Genomic DNA, 19,969 nt, shown 5'->3' on the forward strand with positions numbered 1-19,969 from the left:
GCATAACATCAAGCCGCTAAATTCGCGACAGCCCCCAAGAGATCAGCACCAAAAGCGTTATTGCGCAGGAGACGCTAAACAACAGTGTAGACCTTGGACCGGGCAAGTGAAGGACCGTGTCAATGCGGTCGAACCATGCGGCGCGTTCCACTGACGCTTGCCAAACCCGCGTGATGTATCGGTCGATCATACCAATTCGACGGAGCACGCCGATCAGGGCGTTGCTCCAGTAATAGAGGAACAAAACAAAACACCAAACGATGGCGAAACTGATGGCTGCAACGAAGGTTCCGAACAGAAAGATTTCCGCCGTAAGCCCATCTGGATAAAGAACAAAGACGCCCCCCATATACATAATCAAACACATGAAAATGCGGGCACGCTTGGCATGTAGCGGTGTCTTTTGGGGACGCGGAGGGGCCTTGACGTTTTGCGTTTGCACGGCCCGCGCCACGTCATAGGCCACCAGCTCCGAGCCTTCATGCCAGCCAAATTTCTTGTTGAACCGAACGCCGTCGCTGGCCCATCCAAAGTTCTGTTCCATCAGCTTGGCGACACCTTGCGAAATGGAACGTTCCTCTTCCACAACAGCTTCGCGCAGACGTTCAAACAATAGATATTCTGCGTGATCCCGAACACCACGATCCATGGCGATGTCGCGTTCAAGTATGTTTTGAAGCGGGGCCAGCTTCCACACGCCTGTGTCATAAGTTGCTGCGAGATCCCGGAAAAAATCGGCTTCTTTGTCTGCGTCGCTTTGAGGTTCTGCTTCCGGTTTGAACCAAGGGTTGGATGTGGTCGACATCGCGGTTTGAAGGGGGGCGATTGTGTCTTCTGCATCCAAGTCCAGCGGTGCGTCGGAAAGGTCAGGTACTTCGGATTGCGGGTTGGGGTCTGGTTCGGGCTGCGACGCTGCCGGAAGATCGTCGAAATCGAAGGTGTAAGACACAACGCCAGGCACGTTTTCCACCCCGTTTGCTGCTTGCCGCATACTGGGTTTTTTGGGACTTGGGGTGGCGCTGGCTAGAAACTTGGCCTCATCGAAGGCCGTGCGCAGGCTTTGAAAGACATTAGCGTCGTTGCGGTCGATGGTTTTCAATTTTTGGGCGTAGGCGCGTTTAACCGATCGCACATCGGTTCGCCCGTCCAGATCCAATTCGGACCACGGCCATTCAGCTGACATAGTAGTCGTCGATGCGGTTCAGGATCTCGGAAATTTCGCCGCGGGTCGTTTCAATCAGGTCAGGGTCTTGTTTGGTCAATGCGGTTTCGAATTCAACCAGCAGGTTTTGCACCATGGTGCGATCATCGCCGGACGCCATTTCATAAAGGCGTTTGATCCGCGCCAGAAGGGCTGTGTTTTCTTCATCTTCACGCGGGTGCAGCTTTAGTTTTTGCATCGCTTTTAGCTTGTATTTTATGTCAGCGTCGCTAAGGCCCACGACGTTGTCACGGATCACAACACCTGCTTTTTTGCCGGTTGATGTGGATACGGCTTCCACGTCGATCAGACCGGACGGATCGTAGGTGATCCGCACCATCATGCTTTCCATGCCGGCCTTGGCGCGGGGCACCGTCAGGTCGAAACGCCCCAGATGGACGTTGTCAGACACCATTGGGGCTTCGCCCTGATAAACATCAACCCCAAGTACCGTCTGGTTGTCCGCCATAGTGGAAAATGACCGCTCGCGGCTGGCGGGCAGGGCTGTGTTACGTTCAATAATTGGGGTGAAGAACCCTTCCATGGAAGATCCGTCGCGCAATTGGGTTGCGGTTTCGATACCGACAGAAAAAGGGCTAACATCTGTCATGACCACATCGTCCAATGCGCGATCTTCAGCCACAAGCCCGGCTTGGATGGCGGCCCCAAGTGCCACCGCGTGATCCGGGTCAATGGACATATCAGGCAGTTTTTTGAATTGTCGTGCCACCAGTTGGCGGATCATCGGCATACGGGTGGCACCGCCAACAAAAACGACACGGTCCAGCGTCTCCATGCTTTCATTGCTGTCATAAAAACAACGTTCAATGGGGCGCAGCAGCCGTTTCAACAGGCCAGAGCACGCCGTTTCAAAGAAGGTGCGGGTGATTGTCAGATCGTGGTTTTCGTCGCCAAGTTTCAGGGTGATGTCGTGGCTGTCCGCTGTTCCCAGACGCCGTTTCAGCCCATCGGCCACAAAGCGCAAATGGTTCTGGTCATCGCTGCCAAGTTTGGCCCAAGGGCTGTTGATCTTGTCGGCCAGCCCTTTGGCCAACGCTTCGGAAAAATCTTCTCCGCCCAAAAAGGCATCGCCAGATGACGCTTTTACTTCCATCACACCATCAAAATGTTCCAATACCGTGACATCAAATGTACCGCCGCCAAGATCAAACACCAGAAACTGGCTTTCGCCGTCCCGATCTTGCAGGCCATACGCCAATGCCGCAGCTGTCGGTTCATTCACCAACCGTACAGGGTTCAATTCGCACATGGCGCAAGCCGCCATTGTCGCTTGGCGTTGGGATTGGTTGAAATAAGCGGGCACCGACACAACCACATCGCGGATGGGCATCCCCAGGGCTTGTTCCGCGTCTTCTTTCAGCTTGCGCAGAACCAACGCAGACAATTCCTCTGCGCGCAGGCGTTTGCCACCCAACGAAAACACTTTGTCGGTCCCCATGGATCGCTTGAAGGCCGCCGCCGTGTCGCGTGGATGCGTGGCCAAACGGTCGCGGCCCGCTTCACCGACCAACACGTCCTTGCCATCCATGGACACCACGGACGGGGTCAGTGGATGGCCCAAAACATTGGATAGCAGCCGCGGCGCCCCGTCCTCAAAGACCGCAATCAGCGAATTTGTTGTTCCCAGATCAATCCCGATGGGTGGATGTTCCATAGACAGGCCTTTGCATGCGCGGTTAGTGTGCCTTCGTTATTTACTGCCCGTCTCACTGGGTCAACCAATCCAAAGGAATTGCGCCAAATGATCGTTGATGCAGACCGTTTTTTGCAAGATCTGGACCACCTGCGCAGCTTTGGGGCGCAAGGCACCGGGGTTGTGCGCCCTGCGTATTCGGACGCAGACATCGCGGCGCGTCACTGGTTGGCGACGCGGATGGAGGACGCAGGATTGACGCCGGCGTTCGATGCGATGGGCAATCTGTTCGGTTTGGTTGATGGTCCATCCCTTTTGCTGGGGTCACACAGCGACAGCCAGCCCGAAGGCGGTTGGCTGGACGGCGCCTTGGGTGTTGTTGCCGCACTTGAAATTGCGCGGGCGTCTCGTGAACAAGGCGGCCCTGCTGTGTCTGTGGTTTCCTTTCAGGATGAAGAGGGCCGGTTTGGCGTGACAACAGGAAGTGCGGTTTGGTCTGGCCAGTTGTCTTTGGATGTGGCGGATCAGTTGACCGATCATTCGGGTGTGGCTTTGGGGGACGCGCGAAAAGCCATGGCTTCGGTTGCGGGTGCGCATGTTGATCCGTCCCGATTTACCGGGTTCATTGAAATGCACATCGAACAGGGTCCGGCGCTGGACCAAGGTGGATTACAGATTGGTGTAGTGACAGACATCGTGGGTATTCGCGATATGAAGATCACTTTTGGAGGGCAGCAAAACCACGCAGGGACTACACCCATGGCGCTGCGCCGCGACGCTTTTCAGGCTGTGTCACAATTCAATGCAGTGCTGAATGACCGGTTTCGCAATGTGGTAACGCCACAAACGGTTTGGACCATCGGGCATGTCACATTGCACCCCAACGCGTCGTCAATTGTACCGGGCCGTGCGACGTTTTCGATGCAATGGCGTGACGCGGATGTGCCGCGTTTGACGCAGATGGAAAAGATTGTGCGCGACACCGCCATTGAAGTGGCTGAGGCTGGTGGATTTACGGTTGAGTTCGGCGACATGCTTGGGCTTGAGCCAGTGGCGATGGATGCACGTTTGCGCGGCGCGCTGGAGCTGGCGGCGCAACGTGCCGCGCCAAATGCCTGGCAAACGATGCCGTCAGGGGCATTGCACGATGCTACAAATGTGGCGCGTCTTATGCCTGTGGCAATGGTGTTTGTGCCATCGATTGACGGGATCAGCCACGATTTTGCGGAAGACACCGAGCGCAAGGATCTGGTCGCGGGACTGTCTGTTCTGGCAGATGCGGTTTCAGCGCTTTAACCGCGTTCATATCCGCGTTTCAAAGCTTTTTTGCGGAACGTATCCGCAGCGACGGACGCATCGCGCAGATTGCCATAACAGGTGATGACCTCGCGAGGGGCACCGCCTTGCATGCCCCATTCGCGCAACACCGAAACTTCTGAAAACAGGTTCATTGCGATTTCCACCCGGTAGAAATGCGGTCTGGCGGCGCGGCCAAGGCGATATAGGACAACGTCGAGCATTGTCGTGATTCTAGCAGCGATTTTGGCGATGTGAAGGGGGCTCTGCCCCCGTCCTGCGGACTCCCCCGGGATATTTTCGGCGAAAAGAAAGTGCGTCCTGGCCCTTATGTCCAACTAACGTCGCCGAGGAAGATGTATCCTGCCCCATAGATCGTCTTTATCAATTGTGGGTTTTTGGGATCTTCGCGCAATTTTGTCCGTAATCTTGAAATTCGTACATCCATGGCACGGTCAAAGCTTTCGCCAGCGGCCCCCCCAAGGCTTTGCTGCATTTGGCTGCGGCTGATCAGACGCTTCGGGCTATTGAGAAACAGGCGTAGCACTTCGCCTTCTGCATGTGAAAACGGTGTCTCAACCCCTTGCGCATCAACCAAGAGATAGCTGTCGAAATGGGCCACCCATCCGTTGAAGATGGCTGAGTTGCTGCTTTGTGGTTCTGCTTTGCTAGATCGCAGACGCGCCCTGATGCGGGCCACGACTTCGGCCGGATCGAAAGGTTTGATGATGTAATCATCCGCCCCCAGTTCCAGTCCGGTCACTTTGTCCTGCACCTTGGCGCGCCCCGATATGATGATGACGATGGCCCCTTTTTCCAGTGCCAACTTATGCACCACCGTCAGCCCATCTGTGTCGGGCAGCGACAGATCCACAAGGCACACATCCGGTGTCTGGTGCTTTAGGGCGGCTTCAAATTCACGCGCCCGCCCGAACCCGATCGTTCGAAACCCTGCGTCTTCCAATGCATCGGCCAGCATTGTCCGGATGGCAGGTTCGTCGTCCAGAATAGTTACCAGTGGTTTGGTCATGTCGCAGCTTTCGGGGTCAACAGGATTTTCAGGGCGGCTTCGTCAAAAGGTTTGCACAAGACCGGAGCGCGCTTTTGTGCGGCTTGGTGCAAAGGGTCCGACATTGGAAGCGAAGTCATCAATATTACCGGAATTTGCGCGGCTTTTAATCTGTCGGCTAAATCCAAACCTGTCGCTTGTCCTTCCAAACGAATGTCCGACAGCACCAATGCGATATCAGGCAAGTCTGCGACAAGCGCTACAGCTTCGTCGACACTGGTCGCCTCAATGACCGAGAAGCGCAGGTTCATCAACATTTCGCGGTAAAGATCCCGCAACGCGCTGTTGTCTTCGACCAGCAAGGCCAACCCACCTTGGGTGGAGGGGCTATATCTGAGCGGCAAACGCATATGCACCGCTGCCCCGCCTTTTGCGGTATTGCGCACACGCACATCACCACCCGCCAGTTTGGTGATGTCATAGACCATGGGCAATCCCAGCCCGGATCCCTCGCTGCCTTTGGTGCTGAAAAACGGGTCAAATGCCTGCTCCAGTGCCGCGTCGGAAAATCCGGAACCGGTGTCGCTGACTGTAAAATCAATCCATGTGTCTTGTACTGTTTCAACGTTCAAAGTGATTTCTCCTGCTGCCCCACAAGCATCGCGGGCGTTCAGGATCAAATTGACGAGGCTGTCTTGAACGGCACCTGGATCGACGAGCACAGGCGATTGCGGCCCTGCGTTGTGAATCGACAGTGTCACACCTTGTGGCAGCGTAGGCTCTGTGAGGGTTTGCAAGTCTTGCAACAAGCCTTCCAGATGTGTGGCACGCGGGCGTGGAATGCGCTGTCCCGTCATGTCGGCAATACTTCCAAGCAGTTGCCCGCCGCGTTTTGCGGCTGCCATTGTGCCTTCAACCAAAGGATGGGCGTCGTCGGGCAGGGTACCCATACGGGCGAGCTTGGATTGTAGCCCAAGGATAATAGTCAAAAGATTGGAAAAATCATGTGCCAATCCCGATGTTAGCTGCGCCGCTAATGCGCGCCTGCGGGATTGTTGCAGTGCGACACGGGCTTGGGTTTCTTCTGTCACGTCTGTCGATAGGATATAGGCCCCGCCGTTTGCATCCGGCGCAAAGGCCACCCTGATCCTGCGGGCGCTGTCTATGTCTGTGAATTCGGTCAAAGCGTCCTGCCCCGCATAGGCCAAGGCAAGTTGGTCTTCGATGCGGGCATAAATGAACGGCCCAAGAATGTCTGCGATATGGTGTCCCAGAATATCGCTGGGGCGGCCCGGCACGATGCCGGACAGACGGTTATTAGAGAATGTATAGTGCCCGCTTTTGCTGACATGCGCGATATGCGCGGGCATCATTTCGGTTGTCAGGCGGGTCCGCGCTTCGAGATCGGTCAGGTGGCGCTTTGTTTCTTCAAGCGCACTTACAGTTGCAGCAAGCGCACGGTTGGTCGAGGCCAGTTCTTCTGCATGTGCCAATACCTGATCCGAAAGTTCTTCGGAACGTGCGCGCAAAAGCGCTTCTTGTTGTTTGCTGGGGGTTATGTCGGTGTAAACTGTCACCCATCCGCCGTTTGGCAGGGGCGATCCTTCGACAGAAATCGTGCGCCCGTTCGCGCGGGTGCGTTCCATGTAGTGGGGGTGAAAGGCGCGGGCCACTTCGGCGCGTTCACGCACAAAGTCGTCGACGTCGTCGACAGGCCCGTATTCGCCCAGTGTCGCAAGGTGGTGAATTGTCTCTTCAAACGTGGCCCCGGGTGTCACAAGCTTGTCGGGTAAATTGAACATTTGCTGGAACGGTGCGTTGCATACCGCAAGTTTCAGGTCGTGGTCGTAAATGGTCAAAGCCTGCCCGATCAGATTGAGGCCTGCGGCAGTCAACGTCTGTGTGTCTGAACGGGTTTGGGGCACTGCTTGGACTCTTGGTGATGCACACGCTTTGATGTGGCGGTTTGAAGAAGAGGGGCGCTGACGCGCATGACAAATCCCCGTCTTTGCCCTTTGGGCGCAGCCGGGTGCTGGTACTGTGGGGGGCTGTTCCGCTTAAGATCAAGCGTCGATTTTGCCCTGTTACAATTCGAAAGGTTTGGGAAAACTTCAGGAAAAAGTTGACGCCCAGTCTGTTCTCATCATCCTTGGGGGATCAAAGAATCGCCTGAGCGATCGGGGCCGACCGTGGGAGTGGTTGGTTTGGGAGGAAGTAGAATTGTCTAAAACGTCTAATGGCGCAAACGGGCTGGTGTCCGTACCGGCGCTTTTGTATCGCAACGCATCTGAATTCGGTAACGCGCCTGCGTATCGTGAAAAAGAGTTCGGGATTTGGCAAAGCTGGACATGGTCGCAAACCTGCGAAGAGGTTGAGGCTTTGGCGCTTGGTTTGTTGGATCTGGGCGTTGCAGAAGGTGATTTTATCGCCGTAATCGGGCGCAACCGCCCGTATTTGTATTGGTCCATGATGGCCGCGCAAATGGTCGGCGCTATTCCGGTTCCCTTATATCAGGACGCCGCCGCGGAGGAGATGGCATATACCTTATCCCACTGTGGTGCCCGTTTTGTCATCGCGGGCGATCAGGAACAGGTCGATAAGGTTATGGAAGTTCAGGCAGACTTGTCTGATTTCGAGGCTATGATTTATCTGGACCCACGCGGTCTGCGCAAATACGATCATTCCGCCCTGACTCAGTATAGTGCAGTGCAGGCTGCGGGCCGTGAAAAGCGGAGCGCCCTTGAGCCAGAGATGAAGTCTCGCATCGCCAAGCTGGACTACGACAGCACTTGCGTGATGCTTTATACATCCGGCACAACCGGCAAGCCCAAGGGTGTCGTCTTGTCCAATCGCAATGTGATTGAGACGTCCAAATCATCATCCGAATTCGACGGCTTGCGGCAGTCTGATAGCATATTGGCCTATTTGCCGATGGCTTGGGTCGGTGACTTTATCTTTTCTGTGGGGCAGGCGTTGTGGACAGGGTTTTGTACAAACTGCCCTGAAAGCGCCGAAACAATGCACACCGATTTGCGTGAAATCGGACCAACCTATTATTTCGCACCGCCCCGCGTTTTCGAGACCCAGTTGACCAATGTGATGATCCGCATGGAAGACGCGTCACCTTTCAAAAAACGCCTGTTTGACTATTTTATGGGCGTGGCACGTCGCGTTGGGCCAGCGATTTTGGACGGCGAAAGCGTCAGCGCATCTGACCGTCTTTTGTACAATATCGGCGAGTTGATGGTGTACGGGCCTTTGAAGAATACCCTGGGATTTTCGCGTGTCCGCGTCGGCTATACTGCAGGTGAGGCCATCGGGCCCGAAATCTTTGATTTTTACCGGTCTTTGGGTATCAATCTGAAACAGCTTTACGGTCAGACCGAAGCCACCGTGTTCATCACAGCGCAACCAGATGGCCAAGTGCGGTCCGATACAGTCGGTGTTCAGTGCCCCGGTGTTGAATTGCGTATCGCTGACAATGGCGAGGTGTTTTACCGCAGCCCCGGCGTTTTTGTTGAATACTACAAAAACGCAGACAGCACAGCCGACACGAAAGACGCCGAAGGTTGGGTTGCGACGGGAGACGCGGGTTTCATCGAGGAAAGCTCGGGTCACTTGCGCATCATCGACCGTGCAAAAGATGTGGGGAAAATGGCATCTGGATCGATGTTTGCGCCTAAGTATGTTGAGAACAAACTAAAGTTTTTCCCCAATATTCTGGAAGCAGTTGTGTTCGGAAACGAGCGCGATGAATGCACGGCCTTTATCAATATCGACTTGAATGCAGTCGGCAACTGGGCGGAACGCAACAACATTGCGTATGCGTCTTATCAGGAACTGGCCGGACACCCGGAGGTCGTTGCTACGATCCAGTCCCATGTCGAAGAGGTCAACGTCTCTGTTGCGCAAGACGAGATGCTGTCCGACTGCCAGATCCATCGTTTTGTTGTGTTGCACAAGCAGTTGGACGCGGACGACGGCGAACTGACCCGGACGCAAAAAGTCCGTCGCCGGATAATCGAGGACAAGTTCTCGGATATTATTGATGCCCTGTACAATGGGTCCACTGACGTTTCGACCACCACGGAAGTGACGTATGAGGACGGTCGCAAAGGTGCGATTTCCGCGACGTTGGATATTCGCAGTGCGGCGGTGCAACCCGTGGCGCAAAAAATGGCTGCGGAATGATGGATTTTGACGTTGGAGCCTCCGGCGGAGGTTTATTTAGCGAGATGAAGAGGGATCGGTTTCATGCTTGATCAGGCGGACGGATATGTGACCGCGGATGGGCGCCAGATTGGGCCTGTTGTCATGGAAATGCAAAATATTACCCTGCGGTTCGGCGGTGTCGAAGCGATCAAGGATATCTCTTTTGATATTCGTGAGGGTGAGGTTCGCGCAATTATTGGCCCTAATGGAGCTGGCAAATCATCCATGTTGAACGTGATTTCCGGTTTCTATGTCCCGCAAGAGGGGCAAGTTTTGTACAAGGGCGCACCGCGGCCCGCGATGAAACCGTTCGAAGTTGCGCGGCAAGGCATTGCGCGGACCTTCCAGAACATTGCTTTGTTTGAGGGTATGAGCGTTCTTGATAACGTTATGACCGGGCGTTTGACCCATATGAAGACGGGTATGTTTTCACAGGCGCTTTGGAAAGGGCGTGCTGAGGCGGAAGAGACTGAAAACCGGGAAGTTGCTGAAAAGATTATCGATTTCCTAGAAATTCAGGCCATTCGCAAGACGCCCGTAGCGCGTCTGCCTTACGGTTTGAAGAAGCGTGTAGAATTGGCCCGCGCCTTGGCGGCGGAACCGAACCTGTTGCTTTTGGATGAGCCGATGGCGGGGATGAACGTCGAGGAAAAAGAGGACATGAGCCGCTTTATCCTGTCGATGAATGATGAATTTGGCACCACAATTGCGCTGATCGAACACGATATGGGGGTCGTTATGGACCTGTCGGACCGTGTTGTGGTGATGGATTACGGCAAAAAGATTGGCGACGGCACACCGGATGAGGTGCGTAACAATCAGGACGTGATTGATGCCTATTTGGGCGTATCGCATGACTGATATTCGGGCCGGAATACAGCGTATGCGGGGCGTATGCGTCGCGTATGGCATGTGTATTCCCGCTGCGTGCACGGCAACGATGTTCGGCGCAACGGCGCAGGCCGGTGCGTGGGGTGAATTTGAGGCTCGGTGTTTGATGCCGTTTGAGAAACAGGCGTCGGCGGATGTGGATGGTCTTGTTTTGGGATTGCAAGATGGGACCGTTGCGGCATTTGACGGGTTCGATGAGCCGTTTATCAGCATGTCGACAGGCGAAATTGCAGGAACACGATTTTGCGCTGTGATTGGTCGCGAAAATAGTCCGGACGAAGCGGGAGCCTGGGTAGAAGCCAGTCTCAAAAGTGGGCGGTATGTGCCGATGACAATGGACAACGACGATTGGTTTGCGAGCAATGAATGGATTGAGCCTAGGATTGCCGTCCGAATCCATCGGTCTAACGAAATTACGCAATACTACGTTCTTGAAACGGACCTAGAGAGTTAATGGGAGAGTGGGCCTATGCCTGAGCAGTTAATCTTTGCGATGGAAGTGTTCCTCAACGGTCTGATGGCCGGGGTGCTATATGCGCTTGTCGCTTTGGGGTTCGTTTTGATCTTTAAAGCTTCGGGGATCTTCAACTATGCCCAAGGGGTTATGGCGCTTTTCGCGGCCCTGACCCTTGTGGGGATCATGGAAGGGCAAGTGCCGTTTTCCCATCTGATCAATGCGACTTTTGGCACAAAAATCCACCACTTTGGTTGGGAAGTTCCGGCCTTGGTCGCGATCCTGCTTACCATGGCTGTTATGGTTGGGTTTGCCATTCTGGTGCAGCGTTTGATTTTCCGTCATTTGGTGGGCCAGGAGCCAATCATCCTGTTCATGGCCACCATTGGCCTTGCCTATTTCCTTGAGGGCGTCGGCGATCTGATGTGGGGATCCGAGATCAAGAAGATGGATGTAGGTTTGCCGCAAGGCATTAACCTGTGGATCGACGAGGCAACGTATAATATCTTTGATTACGGCTTCTTCATCGACAATCTGGATATTGTTGCGACCGTCATTGCAATCCTTCTGGTCACGGTTTTGGTGCTATTTTCCCAGTATACAAAACAAGGCCGTGCCATGCGTGCGGTTGCCGATGATCACCAAGCGGCATTGTCTGTCGGGGTTTCGCTGAACTACATCTGGATTTTGGTCTGGTCTGTGGCAGGTTTTGTCGCCCTGGTTGCTGGCATCATGTGGGGCGCAAAATCGGGCGTGCAGTTTTCGCTGTCCCTGATCGCTTTGAAGGCTTTGCCAGTTTTGATGCTGGGTGGCTTTACGTCCATTCCGGGCGCCATCGTGGGTGGCTTGATCATCGGTGTGGGCGAGAAGCTGTTTGAATTTGCACTTGGTCCGATGTTGGGTGGTGCGACCGAAAACTGGTTTGCTTACGTTCTGGCGCTGATCTTCTTGGTGTTCCGTCCGCAGGGCCTGTTTGGGGAGAAGATCATTGAACGCGTGTGATCAATCCTCGATGGATAGGAACAGCTTGATGGTGAGCGCGGCCAGCACGGTGATGCCGAAGGTCATTGCCATGAAGATGTCACCGACGATCAGCAAAACGGCTGATCCGCAGAGGGCCGCGGCGATGAGCAAGAGCGCAAGCATGTCCCACGAATTGTTGTCCGATGCAGGTGTGGGTTCAACATCTGTGTTGGCCACCTCGAATGCATCGGGGATGTCTTTCATCAATTCTGCCTTGCGCCGTGCAAGATCCGCGTCTGTGATCCGGCCACGCGCGTGTTCGGCTTCCAGCAGCCGCAGTTCTTTTAAAATTGCCGTCATGGCATCCACTCACTTTTCCCGTGGCCAAGGTGCCAAAGGAAATGGGGCAGAATGTGGCAAAACGCGGAAACCTGAACTGTTGGTTAATGCGGTGCGCTGCGGACTTGGGGCCCTGCCCCAAACCCCGAGGTTTAATTTGCGAGATGAAGATGGATCCAATGTGATCTGCGGAGGAATGGGTTAATGTTTTACCGTGAAGCAGGTGATTTCAGCACCACATATCCTGAAGACAGTCAGACGTTTCCGATCAAGTTCGACCGGTACCGGTATTATTTTGTGCTGTTTGTTGCAGCCGTTGTCATTCCGTTGCTGGCAAACGACTATTGGGTCAGCGCCATTTTTCTGCCCTTCCTGATCTATGCGATCGCTGCCATCGGGCTGAACATCCTGACAGGCTATTGCGGGCAGGTGTCTTTGGGCACCGGTGGTTTCATGGCTGTGGGCGCGTATGCGTGTTACAAACTGATGACCGCCTTTCCCGATGTCAGCATGTTGATCCATGTCTTGATCGCCGGGCTGATTACTGCAGGCGTTGGCGTGTTGTTCGGTTTGCCGTCGTTGCGCATCAAAGGCTTTTATCTGGCCGTTGCGACCCTGGCCGCGCAGTTCTTTTTGGTTTGGTTGTTCAACCGTGTATCCTGGTTCTACAACTACTCGGCTTCAGGTCAGATCAACGCGCCCGAGCGTGAGGTCTTTGGTGTCATCATCACAGGTCCCAATTCATCCGCTTGGGCAGAGTACATGTTTTGTCTGTTCTTTGTGGTTCTGAGTGCGGTCATTGCCCGCAACCTGACACGCGGGTCATTTGGACGCAAATGGATGGCCATCCGTGATATGGACATTGCCGCCGAGATCATCGGTGTGAACCCCTTGGCCTCTAAGTTGAGCGCCTTTGCTGTCAGCTCTTTCTTCATCGGCATATCCGGTGCGCTGTTTTTCTCGGTGTATCTGGGCGCTGTTGAAGTTGGTGAAGCTTTTGGCATCCAGAAATCCTTTATTGTGTTGTTCATGATCATCATCGGTGGCCTTGGATCAATCTTTGGCGCCTTTGCCGGTGCCGCCTTTTTGGTGGTGCTGCCGGTGTTGTTGAAAATCATGCTGGCGGATTCGGATGGAGATATCTCTACCCTGCAATATGCCTTTGGCTATGTGTTTCTGGCCGCTTTGTTGGTTAGCTTCGTTATGATGCTGCGGGCCGCCATTTTCAAACGCGGCGTGCCCGACAACGGCATGGTGGGTTGGATCTTTGCCATGATCGCGGCCTTCATCGCCTACACCATCACAATTGGCGGTATGGGCTGGCCCACGGACATCGTCGCGCATTTGCAGCTTGTTATTGTTGGCGCATTGATCATCATCTTTTTGATCGCAGAGCCGCACGGCATCGCCCAGTTGTGGCGCGTCGCCAAAGAGAAACTGAGATTGTGGCCGTTCCCGCACTAAGGGCGCGTCCACCAAGAATGGGTGGGGTGAACCCCACCTTACGAAAAATCGGAACACCAAGGGAGGAATACCGATGAAAATGAAACTAGGAACAGCCGCAGTTGCGGCAGTGATGGCCGCAAGCCCTGTGATGGCGGACCTTGTCTTTCCATCGCTAAGCTACCGGACTGGCCCATATGCCGCGGGTGGTATCCCGTTTGCAGATGGCTACGCTGACTATTTCAACATGCTGAATGCCCGCGATGGCGGCATCGGTGGCGTTATGGCCAACGTTCTGGAATGTGAAACCGGCTACAACACCGAAAAAGGCGTTGAATGCTATGAGAGCACCAAAGGCGAAGGCGCGTTGGTGTATCAACCGCTGTCCACAGGCATCACGTACCAGTTGATCCCGAAAGCCACAGCGGACGGTATTCCGATCCACTCCATGGGTTATGGTCGTACCTCTGCCGCAAACGGCAAAGTGTTCTCGAACGTCTTTAACTACCCTGCGAACTACTGGAACGGTGCATCCGGTGCCATCAACTATTTGATGGAACAAGGCGACATCTCTGGCAAGAAAATCGCGCTGGTTTATCACAACTCTGCTTACGGCAAAGAGCCGATCCGGACCTTGGAAGAACTGTCCAAGAAGCATGGTTTTGAATTGGTTTTGCTGCCTGTTGACCACCCAGGTCAGGAACAGAAATCCCAGTGGCTGCAAATCCGTCGTGAAAAGCCAGACAATGTCATCATGTATGGCTGGGGCGTCATGAACCAAGTTGCGGTTCAAGAAGCTGCGAACATCCGTTACGACATGGAAAACTTCATCGGCATCTGGTGGTCGGGGTCTGAGAACGACGTGTTGCCCGCCGGCGAAAAAGCCAACGGTTACAAAGCACTGACATTCCATGGTGTTGGCAATGACTTCCCTGTCTTTGCGGACATCCAGAAGCACGTTGTGGATGCGGGCAATGCCGCAGGCAACGGTGACCAGATCGGTACTGTCTTGTACAACCGTGGTCTGTATGCCGCGATGCTGGCTGCTGAAGCTGCTAAAACGGCGCAAGAAATCCATGGCGTGGCAGACATCACACCTGCGATGATGCGCGACGGTATGGAAGCACTGGTCATCACCGAAGAAAAGATGGCGGCCCTTGGTTTGCCGGGCTTTGGTCCTGAGTTCAACGTGTCTTGCGAAAACCACGGTGGCCCCGGCCTTGTTGGTATGACGCAATGGGATGCATCTGCGAAAACCTGGTCTTTGATCAACAACTTCGCACCATCCGACATGGATGTCATTCAGCCACTGATCGACGAAGACTCAGCCGCCTATGCAGCCGAGAACAACATCGAAGCAAGCTGTAACTAAGCTGTACTACACCCGGCGGCGGCCTGTCGTTGCCGCCGGGGCTCTTTGAGTATTTGGGATGAGATGAACATGCTGGACGGCGCACATACAGACGAGGCCTTGTTGGAGGTCAACAACATTGAAGTGATCTACAATCACGTGATCCTTGTGTTGAAAGGCGTGAGCCTGAAGGTACCCAAAGGCGGTATCACCGCTTTGTTGGGCGGCAATGGCGCGGGCAAGACGACCACTCTGAAAGCGATCTCTGGTCTTTTGGCCTCTGAGCGTGGCGAAGTCACCAAGGGGTCCATCAAGTACCGTGGTGGCATCATCCAACATCAAGATCCCGCTGAGACCGTGAAAAGCGGTGTCGTGCAAGTTATGGAAGGCCGTCATTGTTTCGAACACCTGACGGTAGAAGAAAACCTTCTGACAGGTGCCTACACCCGCAAGGATGGCAACGCGGCCATCGCGCAAGATCTTGAGATGGTCTATGACTATTTTCCGCGTTTGCGTGAGCGTCGTAAGTCGCAGGCGGGTTACACGTCAGGTGGCGAACAACAAATGTGTGCCATTGGCCGTGCGTTGATGTCGCGACCGGAAACGATCCTGCTGGATGAACCGTCAATGGGGTTGGCGCCGCAACTGGTGGAACAGATTTTTGAGATCGTGAAGTCGATCAATGAAGGCGAAGGCAAGACATTCTTGCTGGCTGAGCAAAACACAAATGTGGCGCTGCGCTTTGCGCATTACGGCTACATTCTGGAATCGGGTCGCGTGGTTATGGACGGTCCTGCCGCCGAATTGCGCGAAAACCCCGACGTGAAAGAATTCTATCTGGGCATGTCGGACGAAGGCCGAAAGTCCTTCCGCGATGTACGGTCTTATCGTCGTCGCAAGCGTTGGCTGAGCTAATCCGCTTTTCCCTGACCTGACCGTTTCAAAGAAAGTGACGCCAATGGCTGCGTATTTTGATGATTTAGAAAGCCGCAGCGCTGATGCGCGGGCTGCTGATATGGCGGTGGCTTTGCCACAACAAATCGCACGCGCACAGGCGTTGGCGGGGTACGCACACAGTCTTTCTGGTGTTGATGCCGCGTCCGTCACGGATGCTGCAGCATTGGCGGCGTTGCCTGTGCTGCGCAAATCGGAATTGGGTGCCGCGCAGGGCGTTGCCGCCCCGTTTGGGGGGTTTGCTGCTGCGCCTGCAGACGGGTTTTCCCATGTGTTTCAATCACCGGGGCCAATCTATGAACCCGGCCACACAGGTGCTGACTGGTGGCGCATGGGACGCTTTTTGCATGCCGCTGGCATCGGACAAGGCGACGTTGTGCAAAACTGTTTTGGGTATCACCTGACCCCTGCAGGCCACATGTTTGAAAGCGGTGCGCGTGCCGTATCCGCTACCGTTTTGCCTGCGGGCACCGGCCAAACAGAATTGCAGGTCATTGCTGGTCGGGATGTGGGTGCGACGGCCTATGCGGGCACGCCTGACTATCTGAAGATCATTCTGGAAAAAGCCGACGAAATGGGTGTGTCCTTGGGCATTTCCAAAGCCGCCGTCGGTGGCGGTGCGTTGTTTCCATCGTTGCGCAGCTGGTATGCGGACCGCGGCATCGCGTGTTTGCAATGCTATGCGACTGCCGATCTGGGCAACATCGCTTATGAAAGCGACGCGACAGGTGGCATGATCGTCGACGAAGGCGTGATCGTGGAAATCGTCACCCCCGGCACAGGTGATCCTGTGGCGCCGGGCGAGGTGGGTGAAATTGTCGTCACGTCTTTGAACCCCAATTATCCGCTGATCCGATTTGCGACCGGCGACATGAGCGCCGTGATGGAGGGGACAAGCCCGTGTGGTCGCACCAACATGCGGATCAAAGGCTGGATGGGGCGGGCCGATCAAACCACCAAGATCAAGGGGATGTTTGTGCGTCCCGAGCAGGTCGCGGCCCTTGTGGCTCGCCACGCTGAAGTGGGTAAAGCGCGCGTTGTGGCCTCTCGCGAGGGTGAAATGGATGTGCTTACGGTCCATGTGGAAAGTAGCGGCGGCACAGTGGACACCTATGCATCCAGCGTCATTGAGACCTTGAAAATGAAAGGCCGCGTAGAGATTTGTGCACCCGGTAGTTTGCCAAAAGACGGGTTGGTTATTGAAGACCAACGCAGCTACGACTGAGGGCCTTGTTTTGAGGCGCGGTTTCTTGCACTGGATATTCTGACTAAAATAGTCGAAATAGCGGTATGACTGATCAAACCCTTCCCGACACACCGCGTGTCCGGCCACATCGCCGTGCGCGCTTTGCCCCGCGCGGGCTTAGCGTTGTAGCGCTTGGCGTGGCGGTGGTGTGTTTGCTGCCGATGCTTGCCGTTGTCGTGGCGGCCTTCAGCGGGGGCACAGATACGGTTGCGCATTTGGTAAGCACTGTGTTGCCGCGGTATGCGGGCAACACGTTGCTGTTGGCTTTGATTGTGTCGTTTGGCACCTTTGCGATCGGCGTGGGTGCGGCTTGGCTGGTGACGATGACCCGCTTTCCAGGCGTGCGCTGGATCGAGGTGGTTCTGGTGCTGCCGTTGGCGTTTCCAGCCTATGTTCTGGCCTATGCCTACACCCATATTCTGGATCATCCCGGCGTTGTTCAAACGGCATTGCGTGATGTTATGGGCTACGGTCCACGCGACTATTGGTTCCCGGAAATCCGATCTTTGGGGGGGGCTGCATTGATGTTGGTTTTGGTGCTTTACCCCTACGTTTACCTTTTGGCACGGGCATCGTTTTTGCAGCAAAGCGGCACCACCTTTCTGGCGGCGCGTGCCTTGGGAAGCTCTGCGTGGTCAGCTTTCTTTCGTGTCAGCTTGCCGTTGGCACGACCTGCAATCGCAGCGGGGGTGTTGCTGGCGGTTATGGAAACCATCGCGGATTTCGGAACCGTTGCCTATTTTGGCGTGCAGACCTTCGCCACAGGGATCTACACAAGCTGGTTTTCATTGGCGGACCGGGCGGGGGCTGCGCAATTGGCTTTGTGCTTGCTAAGCTTCGCCTTGTTGTTGGCCGTGTTGGAACGCATGCAACGCGGCCGTTCAAAATACTACGATCCTGCGCGACGGTCTCAGGACAAAACGCTCATTTTACTAAAGGGTTGGGCCGGTTGGGTCGCGTGTGCTGCGTGCTTGTTGCCCGTGGTTTTGGGTGCTTTGCTTCCAGCTGCGGTCTTGTTTTGGATGGGGCTGGGATCAGAGCAGAATTTGCTAAGCGCCCGCTATGTGGGCTTCTTGCAAAATTCGCTGACATTGGCGGGAACTGCAGCCGTGGTCACGGTGTTCGCTGCGATTGTCGTTGGGTTCTACCAACGTTTGCAGCCGGGGCGTATATCAGCGGGTGCGGCTTATGCAGCGCGGTTGGGATATGCTGTGCCGGGCGGCGTGATTGCCGTGGGGCTTCTGGTGCCATTTGCGGCCTTTGATAACGCGCTGGACGGCTGGATGCGTGCTACGTTTGATGTGCCGACAGGGTTGCTGATTACAGGATCTATCTGGTTGTTGATTGGCGCTTATCTGGTGCGCTTTTCCGCGGCGGCGCTGGGGGCATATGAAGGGGGGCAGGCGCTGGTGCACGCAAATATGGATGCAGCCAGTCGGTCATTGGGGCAAACGCCAATCGGGACGCTACGACGGGTTCATCTGCCGATCCTGACACCCAGTTTGCTGACAGCACTGCTGATTGTATTTGTGGATGTGATGAAAGAACTGCCTGCGACTTTGATTATGCGGCCCTTCAACTATGACACATTGGCCGTACAAGCATACCGGCTTGCGTCGGATGAACGGTTGGATGGGGCCGCGGTGCCCAGCTTGGTGATTGTGGCGATGGGGCTGTTGCCTGTCATTCTGATTTGCCGACAGGTCGGACGGCAAAGGTAAGATACCTGTGCCTCTTTTCGCTAAAAATATCCGGCCTTATGTATCAAACGCACCAAGCCGATTGGCAAACTTTCAACCCTTTTCAACTAGAGGGTGACATATGAAAGATTTTGTGACCTATTCCGATTTTATGAGGAACGCCGAAGCATACTTAGAAATCAAACTAGACCTTACTGATCCTGTAGAGATTGGTGACTTTGCGGCGTTGTTCGCGGGCTTTGGTGCTGAGTTTGAAAGATACCTTGTAGAAAGCCATCCAGAGTCTGCTGGAACTGCTAAGATGTATGTTAGCGAGGTTCGCAAGGGTTCAGTGATAGCGGCAATGTTTGCGGACATTCCTGACTTAGTCGGAATAGCAGACGCCGCACTCATAGCGCTTGGCTTTGGGGCGCTCTTCAATAGACGAATTAGAGATTTTGTGCAGGGAAAACATCTAGGCGGTGCAAAGAAGTCTCAACTATCAGACGTTGCAAAAACTGTGCAGGCCCTAGCTAACGACAAGAACGGCACCATGAGCTTGAAGGGTTTACGCCTTAAAGAAAGTGAATATGAAACTGAATTTGAGGCTGTTTTTACTGAACGCGAAGCAAGAGATGCTTTAGTAACAATTAATGAGCAGAAGACCGAACTGGACAAGGTAAGCGCCTCGGATCATCAGCGTGTTCTTATGACGTTTACCCGTTCTGACGTTGGCAACGCTGTGGTAGGGAAAAAATCTGGTGAACGGGTCGTAGTCGAAGAAATTTCTGAAAAGTCTAGAGCGCTCGTTTATGGTTCAGACTTAGCGGAAGCGCAGATAAAAGACGAAATCCAGAACGCGGATGAAAACATTTATAAGCGTGGATTTATCGTTGATCTAAATTTAATCTTCTCCGGGCCGCGACCCGTTGCGTATGCAGTCACTCATTTACATCAAGTAATCGACCTAACCGACGAGAGTTAGATACGAATTTCGGAAACCCCTATTACGGACATGCACTGTATCATGTAGGCTGCGCTGAACTTGCCGCGTGATAGTTTGTTGCGCACGTTTGGCTCTTTATCCCCAATCAACTCGGCAAGCTGGGCGTAGGTTACGCCCTGCCGCTTCAATTCAGCCTTCAAAATGTTAGCCGCCTTGGCTTCCCAGTCGCTCTGATCTGGCATGATGCATCTCCATATATGATAAAGGCATCGTATATGTGATATTTGTCATTGTAAACCATACCTGTATGTACTATATATGTGATATAGGT

The 19,969-nt window shown here is 54.4% G+C and carries 17 protein-coding genes and 2 pseudogenes; 12 read left to right on the forward strand and 7 right to left on the reverse strand.

Annotated elements, in window-relative coordinates; translation table 11 throughout:
* Window positions 1–16 precede the first annotated feature (16 nt).
* Window positions 17–1,183, reverse strand: coding sequence for a hypothetical protein (locus ASD8599_RS02250; RefSeq protein ID WP_108827031.1), 1,167 nt, complete (start codon window positions 1,181–1,183; stop codon window positions 17–19).
* Window positions 1,173–2,876 (reverse strand): Hsp70 family protein, encoded by a 1,704-nt coding sequence (locus ASD8599_RS02255; RefSeq protein WP_108827032.1) that lies wholly within the window; start codon window positions 2,874–2,876, stop codon window positions 1,173–1,175. The genes ASD8599_RS02250 and ASD8599_RS02255 overlap by 11 nt, the downstream gene beginning before the upstream one ends.
* Window positions 2,877–2,963: 87 nt before the next feature.
* Between ASD8599_RS02255 and ASD8599_RS02260 the strand changes: the two genes are divergently transcribed.
* Window positions 2,964–4,151 (forward strand): Zn-dependent hydrolase, encoded by a 1,188-nt coding sequence (locus tag ASD8599_RS02260; RefSeq protein WP_108827033.1) that lies wholly within the window; start codon window positions 2,964–2,966, stop codon window positions 4,149–4,151.
* On the opposite strand, the gene ASD8599_RS02265 is transcribed toward ASD8599_RS02260, so the two are convergent.
* The 3 genes from ASD8599_RS02265 to ASD8599_RS02275 form a co-directional block, all read right to left on the reverse strand.
* On the reverse strand, window positions 4,148–4,375 hold the full coding sequence (locus ASD8599_RS02265; protein WP_108827034.1) for a WGR domain-containing protein: 228 nt from the start codon (window positions 4,373–4,375) through the stop codon (window positions 4,148–4,150). The genes ASD8599_RS02260 and ASD8599_RS02265 overlap by 4 nt on opposite strands.
* 104 nt (window positions 4,376–4,479) lie before the next feature.
* The gene (locus ASD8599_RS02270; RefSeq protein ID WP_108827035.1) at window positions 4,480–5,181 is read right to left on the reverse strand and encodes a response regulator transcription factor; all 702 of its coding nucleotides are present in this window, start codon (window positions 5,179–5,181) and stop codon (window positions 4,480–4,482) included.
* The gene (locus ASD8599_RS02275; protein WP_108827036.1) at window positions 5,178–7,085 is read right to left on the reverse strand and encodes a PAS-domain containing protein; all 1,908 of its coding nucleotides are present in this window, start codon (window positions 7,083–7,085) and stop codon (window positions 5,178–5,180) included. Before ASD8599_RS02275 ends, ASD8599_RS02270 begins: the two co-directional genes overlap by 4 nt.
* Before the next feature lie 295 nt (window positions 7,086–7,380).
* On the opposite strand from ASD8599_RS02275, the gene ASD8599_RS02280 reads away from it, so the two are divergent.
* The 4 genes from ASD8599_RS02280 (at window position 7,381) to ASD8599_RS02295 (ending at window position 11,719) form a co-directional block, all read left to right on the forward strand.
* Entirely contained in the window at window positions 7,381–9,351 is a 1,971-nt protein-coding gene (locus ASD8599_RS02280; RefSeq protein ID WP_108827037.1) for an AMP-binding protein, read from the forward strand.
* 63 nt (window positions 9,352–9,414) lie between these two features.
* The gene (locus ASD8599_RS02285) at window positions 9,415–10,233 is read left to right on the forward strand and encodes an ABC transporter ATP-binding protein (RefSeq protein ID WP_108827038.1); all 819 of its coding nucleotides are present in this window, start codon (window positions 9,415–9,417) and stop codon (window positions 10,231–10,233) included.
* Entirely contained in the window at window positions 10,226–10,717 is a 492-nt protein-coding gene (locus ASD8599_RS02290; protein WP_146188176.1) for a hypothetical protein, read from the forward strand. The genes ASD8599_RS02285 and ASD8599_RS02290 overlap by 8 nt, the downstream gene beginning before the upstream one ends.
* Before the next feature lie 15 nt (window positions 10,718–10,732).
* Window positions 10,733–11,719, forward strand: coding sequence for a branched-chain amino acid ABC transporter permease (locus tag ASD8599_RS02295; protein WP_108827040.1), 987 nt, complete (start codon window positions 10,733–10,735; stop codon window positions 11,717–11,719).
* On the opposite strand, the gene ASD8599_RS02300 is transcribed toward ASD8599_RS02295, so the two are convergent.
* Complete coding sequence (locus ASD8599_RS02300; RefSeq protein WP_146188177.1) at window positions 11,720–12,040, reverse strand: hypothetical protein; 321 nt, start codon at window positions 12,038–12,040, stop codon at window positions 11,720–11,722. It lies immediately after the preceding gene.
* Window positions 12,041–12,223: 183 nt separating this feature from the next.
* Here ASD8599_RS02300 and ASD8599_RS02305 point away from each other — a divergent pair.
* The 7 genes and pseudogenes from ASD8599_RS02305 to ASD8599_RS02330 all read left to right on the forward strand — a co-directional run.
* Window positions 12,224–13,156 (forward strand): annotated as a pseudogene (locus ASD8599_RS02305) (branched-chain amino acid ABC transporter permease); the annotation flags it as partial.
* A gap of 177 nt (window positions 13,157–13,333) precedes the next feature.
* A pseudogene (locus tag ASD8599_RS20540) lies at window positions 13,334–13,483 on the forward strand (branched-chain amino acid ABC transporter permease); the annotation flags it as partial.
* 73 nt (window positions 13,484–13,556) lie between these two features.
* Window positions 13,557–14,834: an ABC transporter substrate-binding protein gene (locus tag ASD8599_RS02310; RefSeq protein ID WP_108827042.1), complete on the forward strand. Its 1,278-nt coding sequence runs from the start codon at window positions 13,557–13,559 to the stop codon at window positions 14,832–14,834.
* A gap of 69 nt (window positions 14,835–14,903) precedes the next feature.
* Complete coding sequence (locus ASD8599_RS02315; RefSeq protein WP_108829962.1) at window positions 14,904–15,728, forward strand: ABC transporter ATP-binding protein; 825 nt, start codon at window positions 14,904–14,906, stop codon at window positions 15,726–15,728.
* A 43-nt stretch (window positions 15,729–15,771) separates the two neighbouring features.
* Entirely contained in the window at window positions 15,772–16,992 is a 1,221-nt protein-coding gene (locus ASD8599_RS02320; RefSeq protein WP_108827043.1) for a phenylacetate--CoA ligase family protein, read from the forward strand.
* Window positions 16,993–17,057: 65 nt separating this feature from the next.
* Window positions 17,058–18,734, forward strand: coding sequence for an ABC transporter permease (locus ASD8599_RS02325; protein ID WP_108827044.1), 1,677 nt, complete (start codon window positions 17,058–17,060; stop codon window positions 18,732–18,734).
* Window positions 18,735–18,834: 100 nt separating this feature from the next.
* A complete protein-coding gene (locus ASD8599_RS02330; protein ID WP_108827045.1) occupies window positions 18,835–19,677 on the forward strand; it encodes a hypothetical protein in 843 nt (280 codons plus the stop codon).
* On the opposite strand, the gene ASD8599_RS02335 is transcribed toward ASD8599_RS02330, so the two are convergent.
* Window positions 19,674–19,880 (reverse strand): DUF6471 domain-containing protein, encoded by a 207-nt coding sequence (locus tag ASD8599_RS02335; protein ID WP_108827046.1) that lies wholly within the window; start codon window positions 19,878–19,880, stop codon window positions 19,674–19,676. The two genes, ASD8599_RS02330 and ASD8599_RS02335, sit on opposite strands and share 4 nt — an antisense overlap.
* Between the last annotated feature and the right edge of the window lie 89 nt (window positions 19,881–19,969).

Source organism: Ascidiaceihabitans donghaensis, assembly GCF_900302465.1.
GTDB lineage: Bacteria > Pseudomonadota > Alphaproteobacteria > Rhodobacterales > Rhodobacteraceae > Ascidiaceihabitans > Ascidiaceihabitans donghaensis.

Excerpts from the sequence above, each read along its gene's own strand:
- ASD8599_RS02250 (WP_108827031.1), bottom strand. The coding sequence starts at position 1,183 with ATGTCAGCTGAATGGCCGTGGTCCGAATTGGATCTGGACGGGCGAACC.
- ASD8599_RS02255 (WP_108827032.1), bottom strand. The coding sequence starts at position 2,876 with ATGGAACATCCACCCATCGGGATTGATCTGGGAACAACAAATTCGCTG.
- ASD8599_RS02260 (WP_108827033.1), top strand. The coding sequence starts at position 2,964 with ATGATCGTTGATGCAGACCGTTTTTTGCAAGATCTGGACCACCTGCGC.
- ASD8599_RS02265 (WP_108827034.1), bottom strand. The coding sequence starts at position 4,375 with ATGCTCGACGTTGTCCTATATCGCCTTGGCCGCGCCGCCAGACCGCAT.
- ASD8599_RS02270 (WP_108827035.1), bottom strand. The coding sequence starts at position 5,181 with ATGACCAAACCACTGGTAACTATTCTGGACGACGAACCTGCCATCCGG.
- ASD8599_RS02285 (WP_108827038.1), top strand. The coding sequence starts at position 9,415 with ATGCTTGATCAGGCGGACGGATATGTGACCGCGGATGGGCGCCAGATT.
- ASD8599_RS02290 (WP_146188176.1), top strand. The coding sequence starts at position 10,226 with ATGACTGATATTCGGGCCGGAATACAGCGTATGCGGGGCGTATGCGTC.
- ASD8599_RS02295 (WP_108827040.1), top strand. The coding sequence starts at position 10,733 with ATGCCTGAGCAGTTAATCTTTGCGATGGAAGTGTTCCTCAACGGTCTG.
- ASD8599_RS02300 (WP_146188177.1), bottom strand. The coding sequence starts at position 12,040 with ATGACGGCAATTTTAAAAGAACTGCGGCTGCTGGAAGCCGAACACGCG.
- ASD8599_RS02310 (WP_108827042.1), top strand. The coding sequence starts at position 13,557 with ATGAAAATGAAACTAGGAACAGCCGCAGTTGCGGCAGTGATGGCCGCA.
- ASD8599_RS02315 (WP_108829962.1), top strand. The coding sequence starts at position 14,904 with ATGCTGGACGGCGCACATACAGACGAGGCCTTGTTGGAGGTCAACAAC.
- ASD8599_RS02320 (WP_108827043.1), top strand. The coding sequence starts at position 15,772 with ATGGCTGCGTATTTTGATGATTTAGAAAGCCGCAGCGCTGATGCGCGG.
- ASD8599_RS02325 (WP_108827044.1), top strand. The coding sequence starts at position 17,058 with ATGACTGATCAAACCCTTCCCGACACACCGCGTGTCCGGCCACATCGC.
- ASD8599_RS02330 (WP_108827045.1), top strand. The coding sequence starts at position 18,835 with ATGAAAGATTTTGTGACCTATTCCGATTTTATGAGGAACGCCGAAGCA.
- ASD8599_RS02335 (WP_108827046.1), bottom strand. The coding sequence starts at position 19,880 with ATGCCAGATCAGAGCGACTGGGAAGCCAAGGCGGCTAACATTTTGAAG.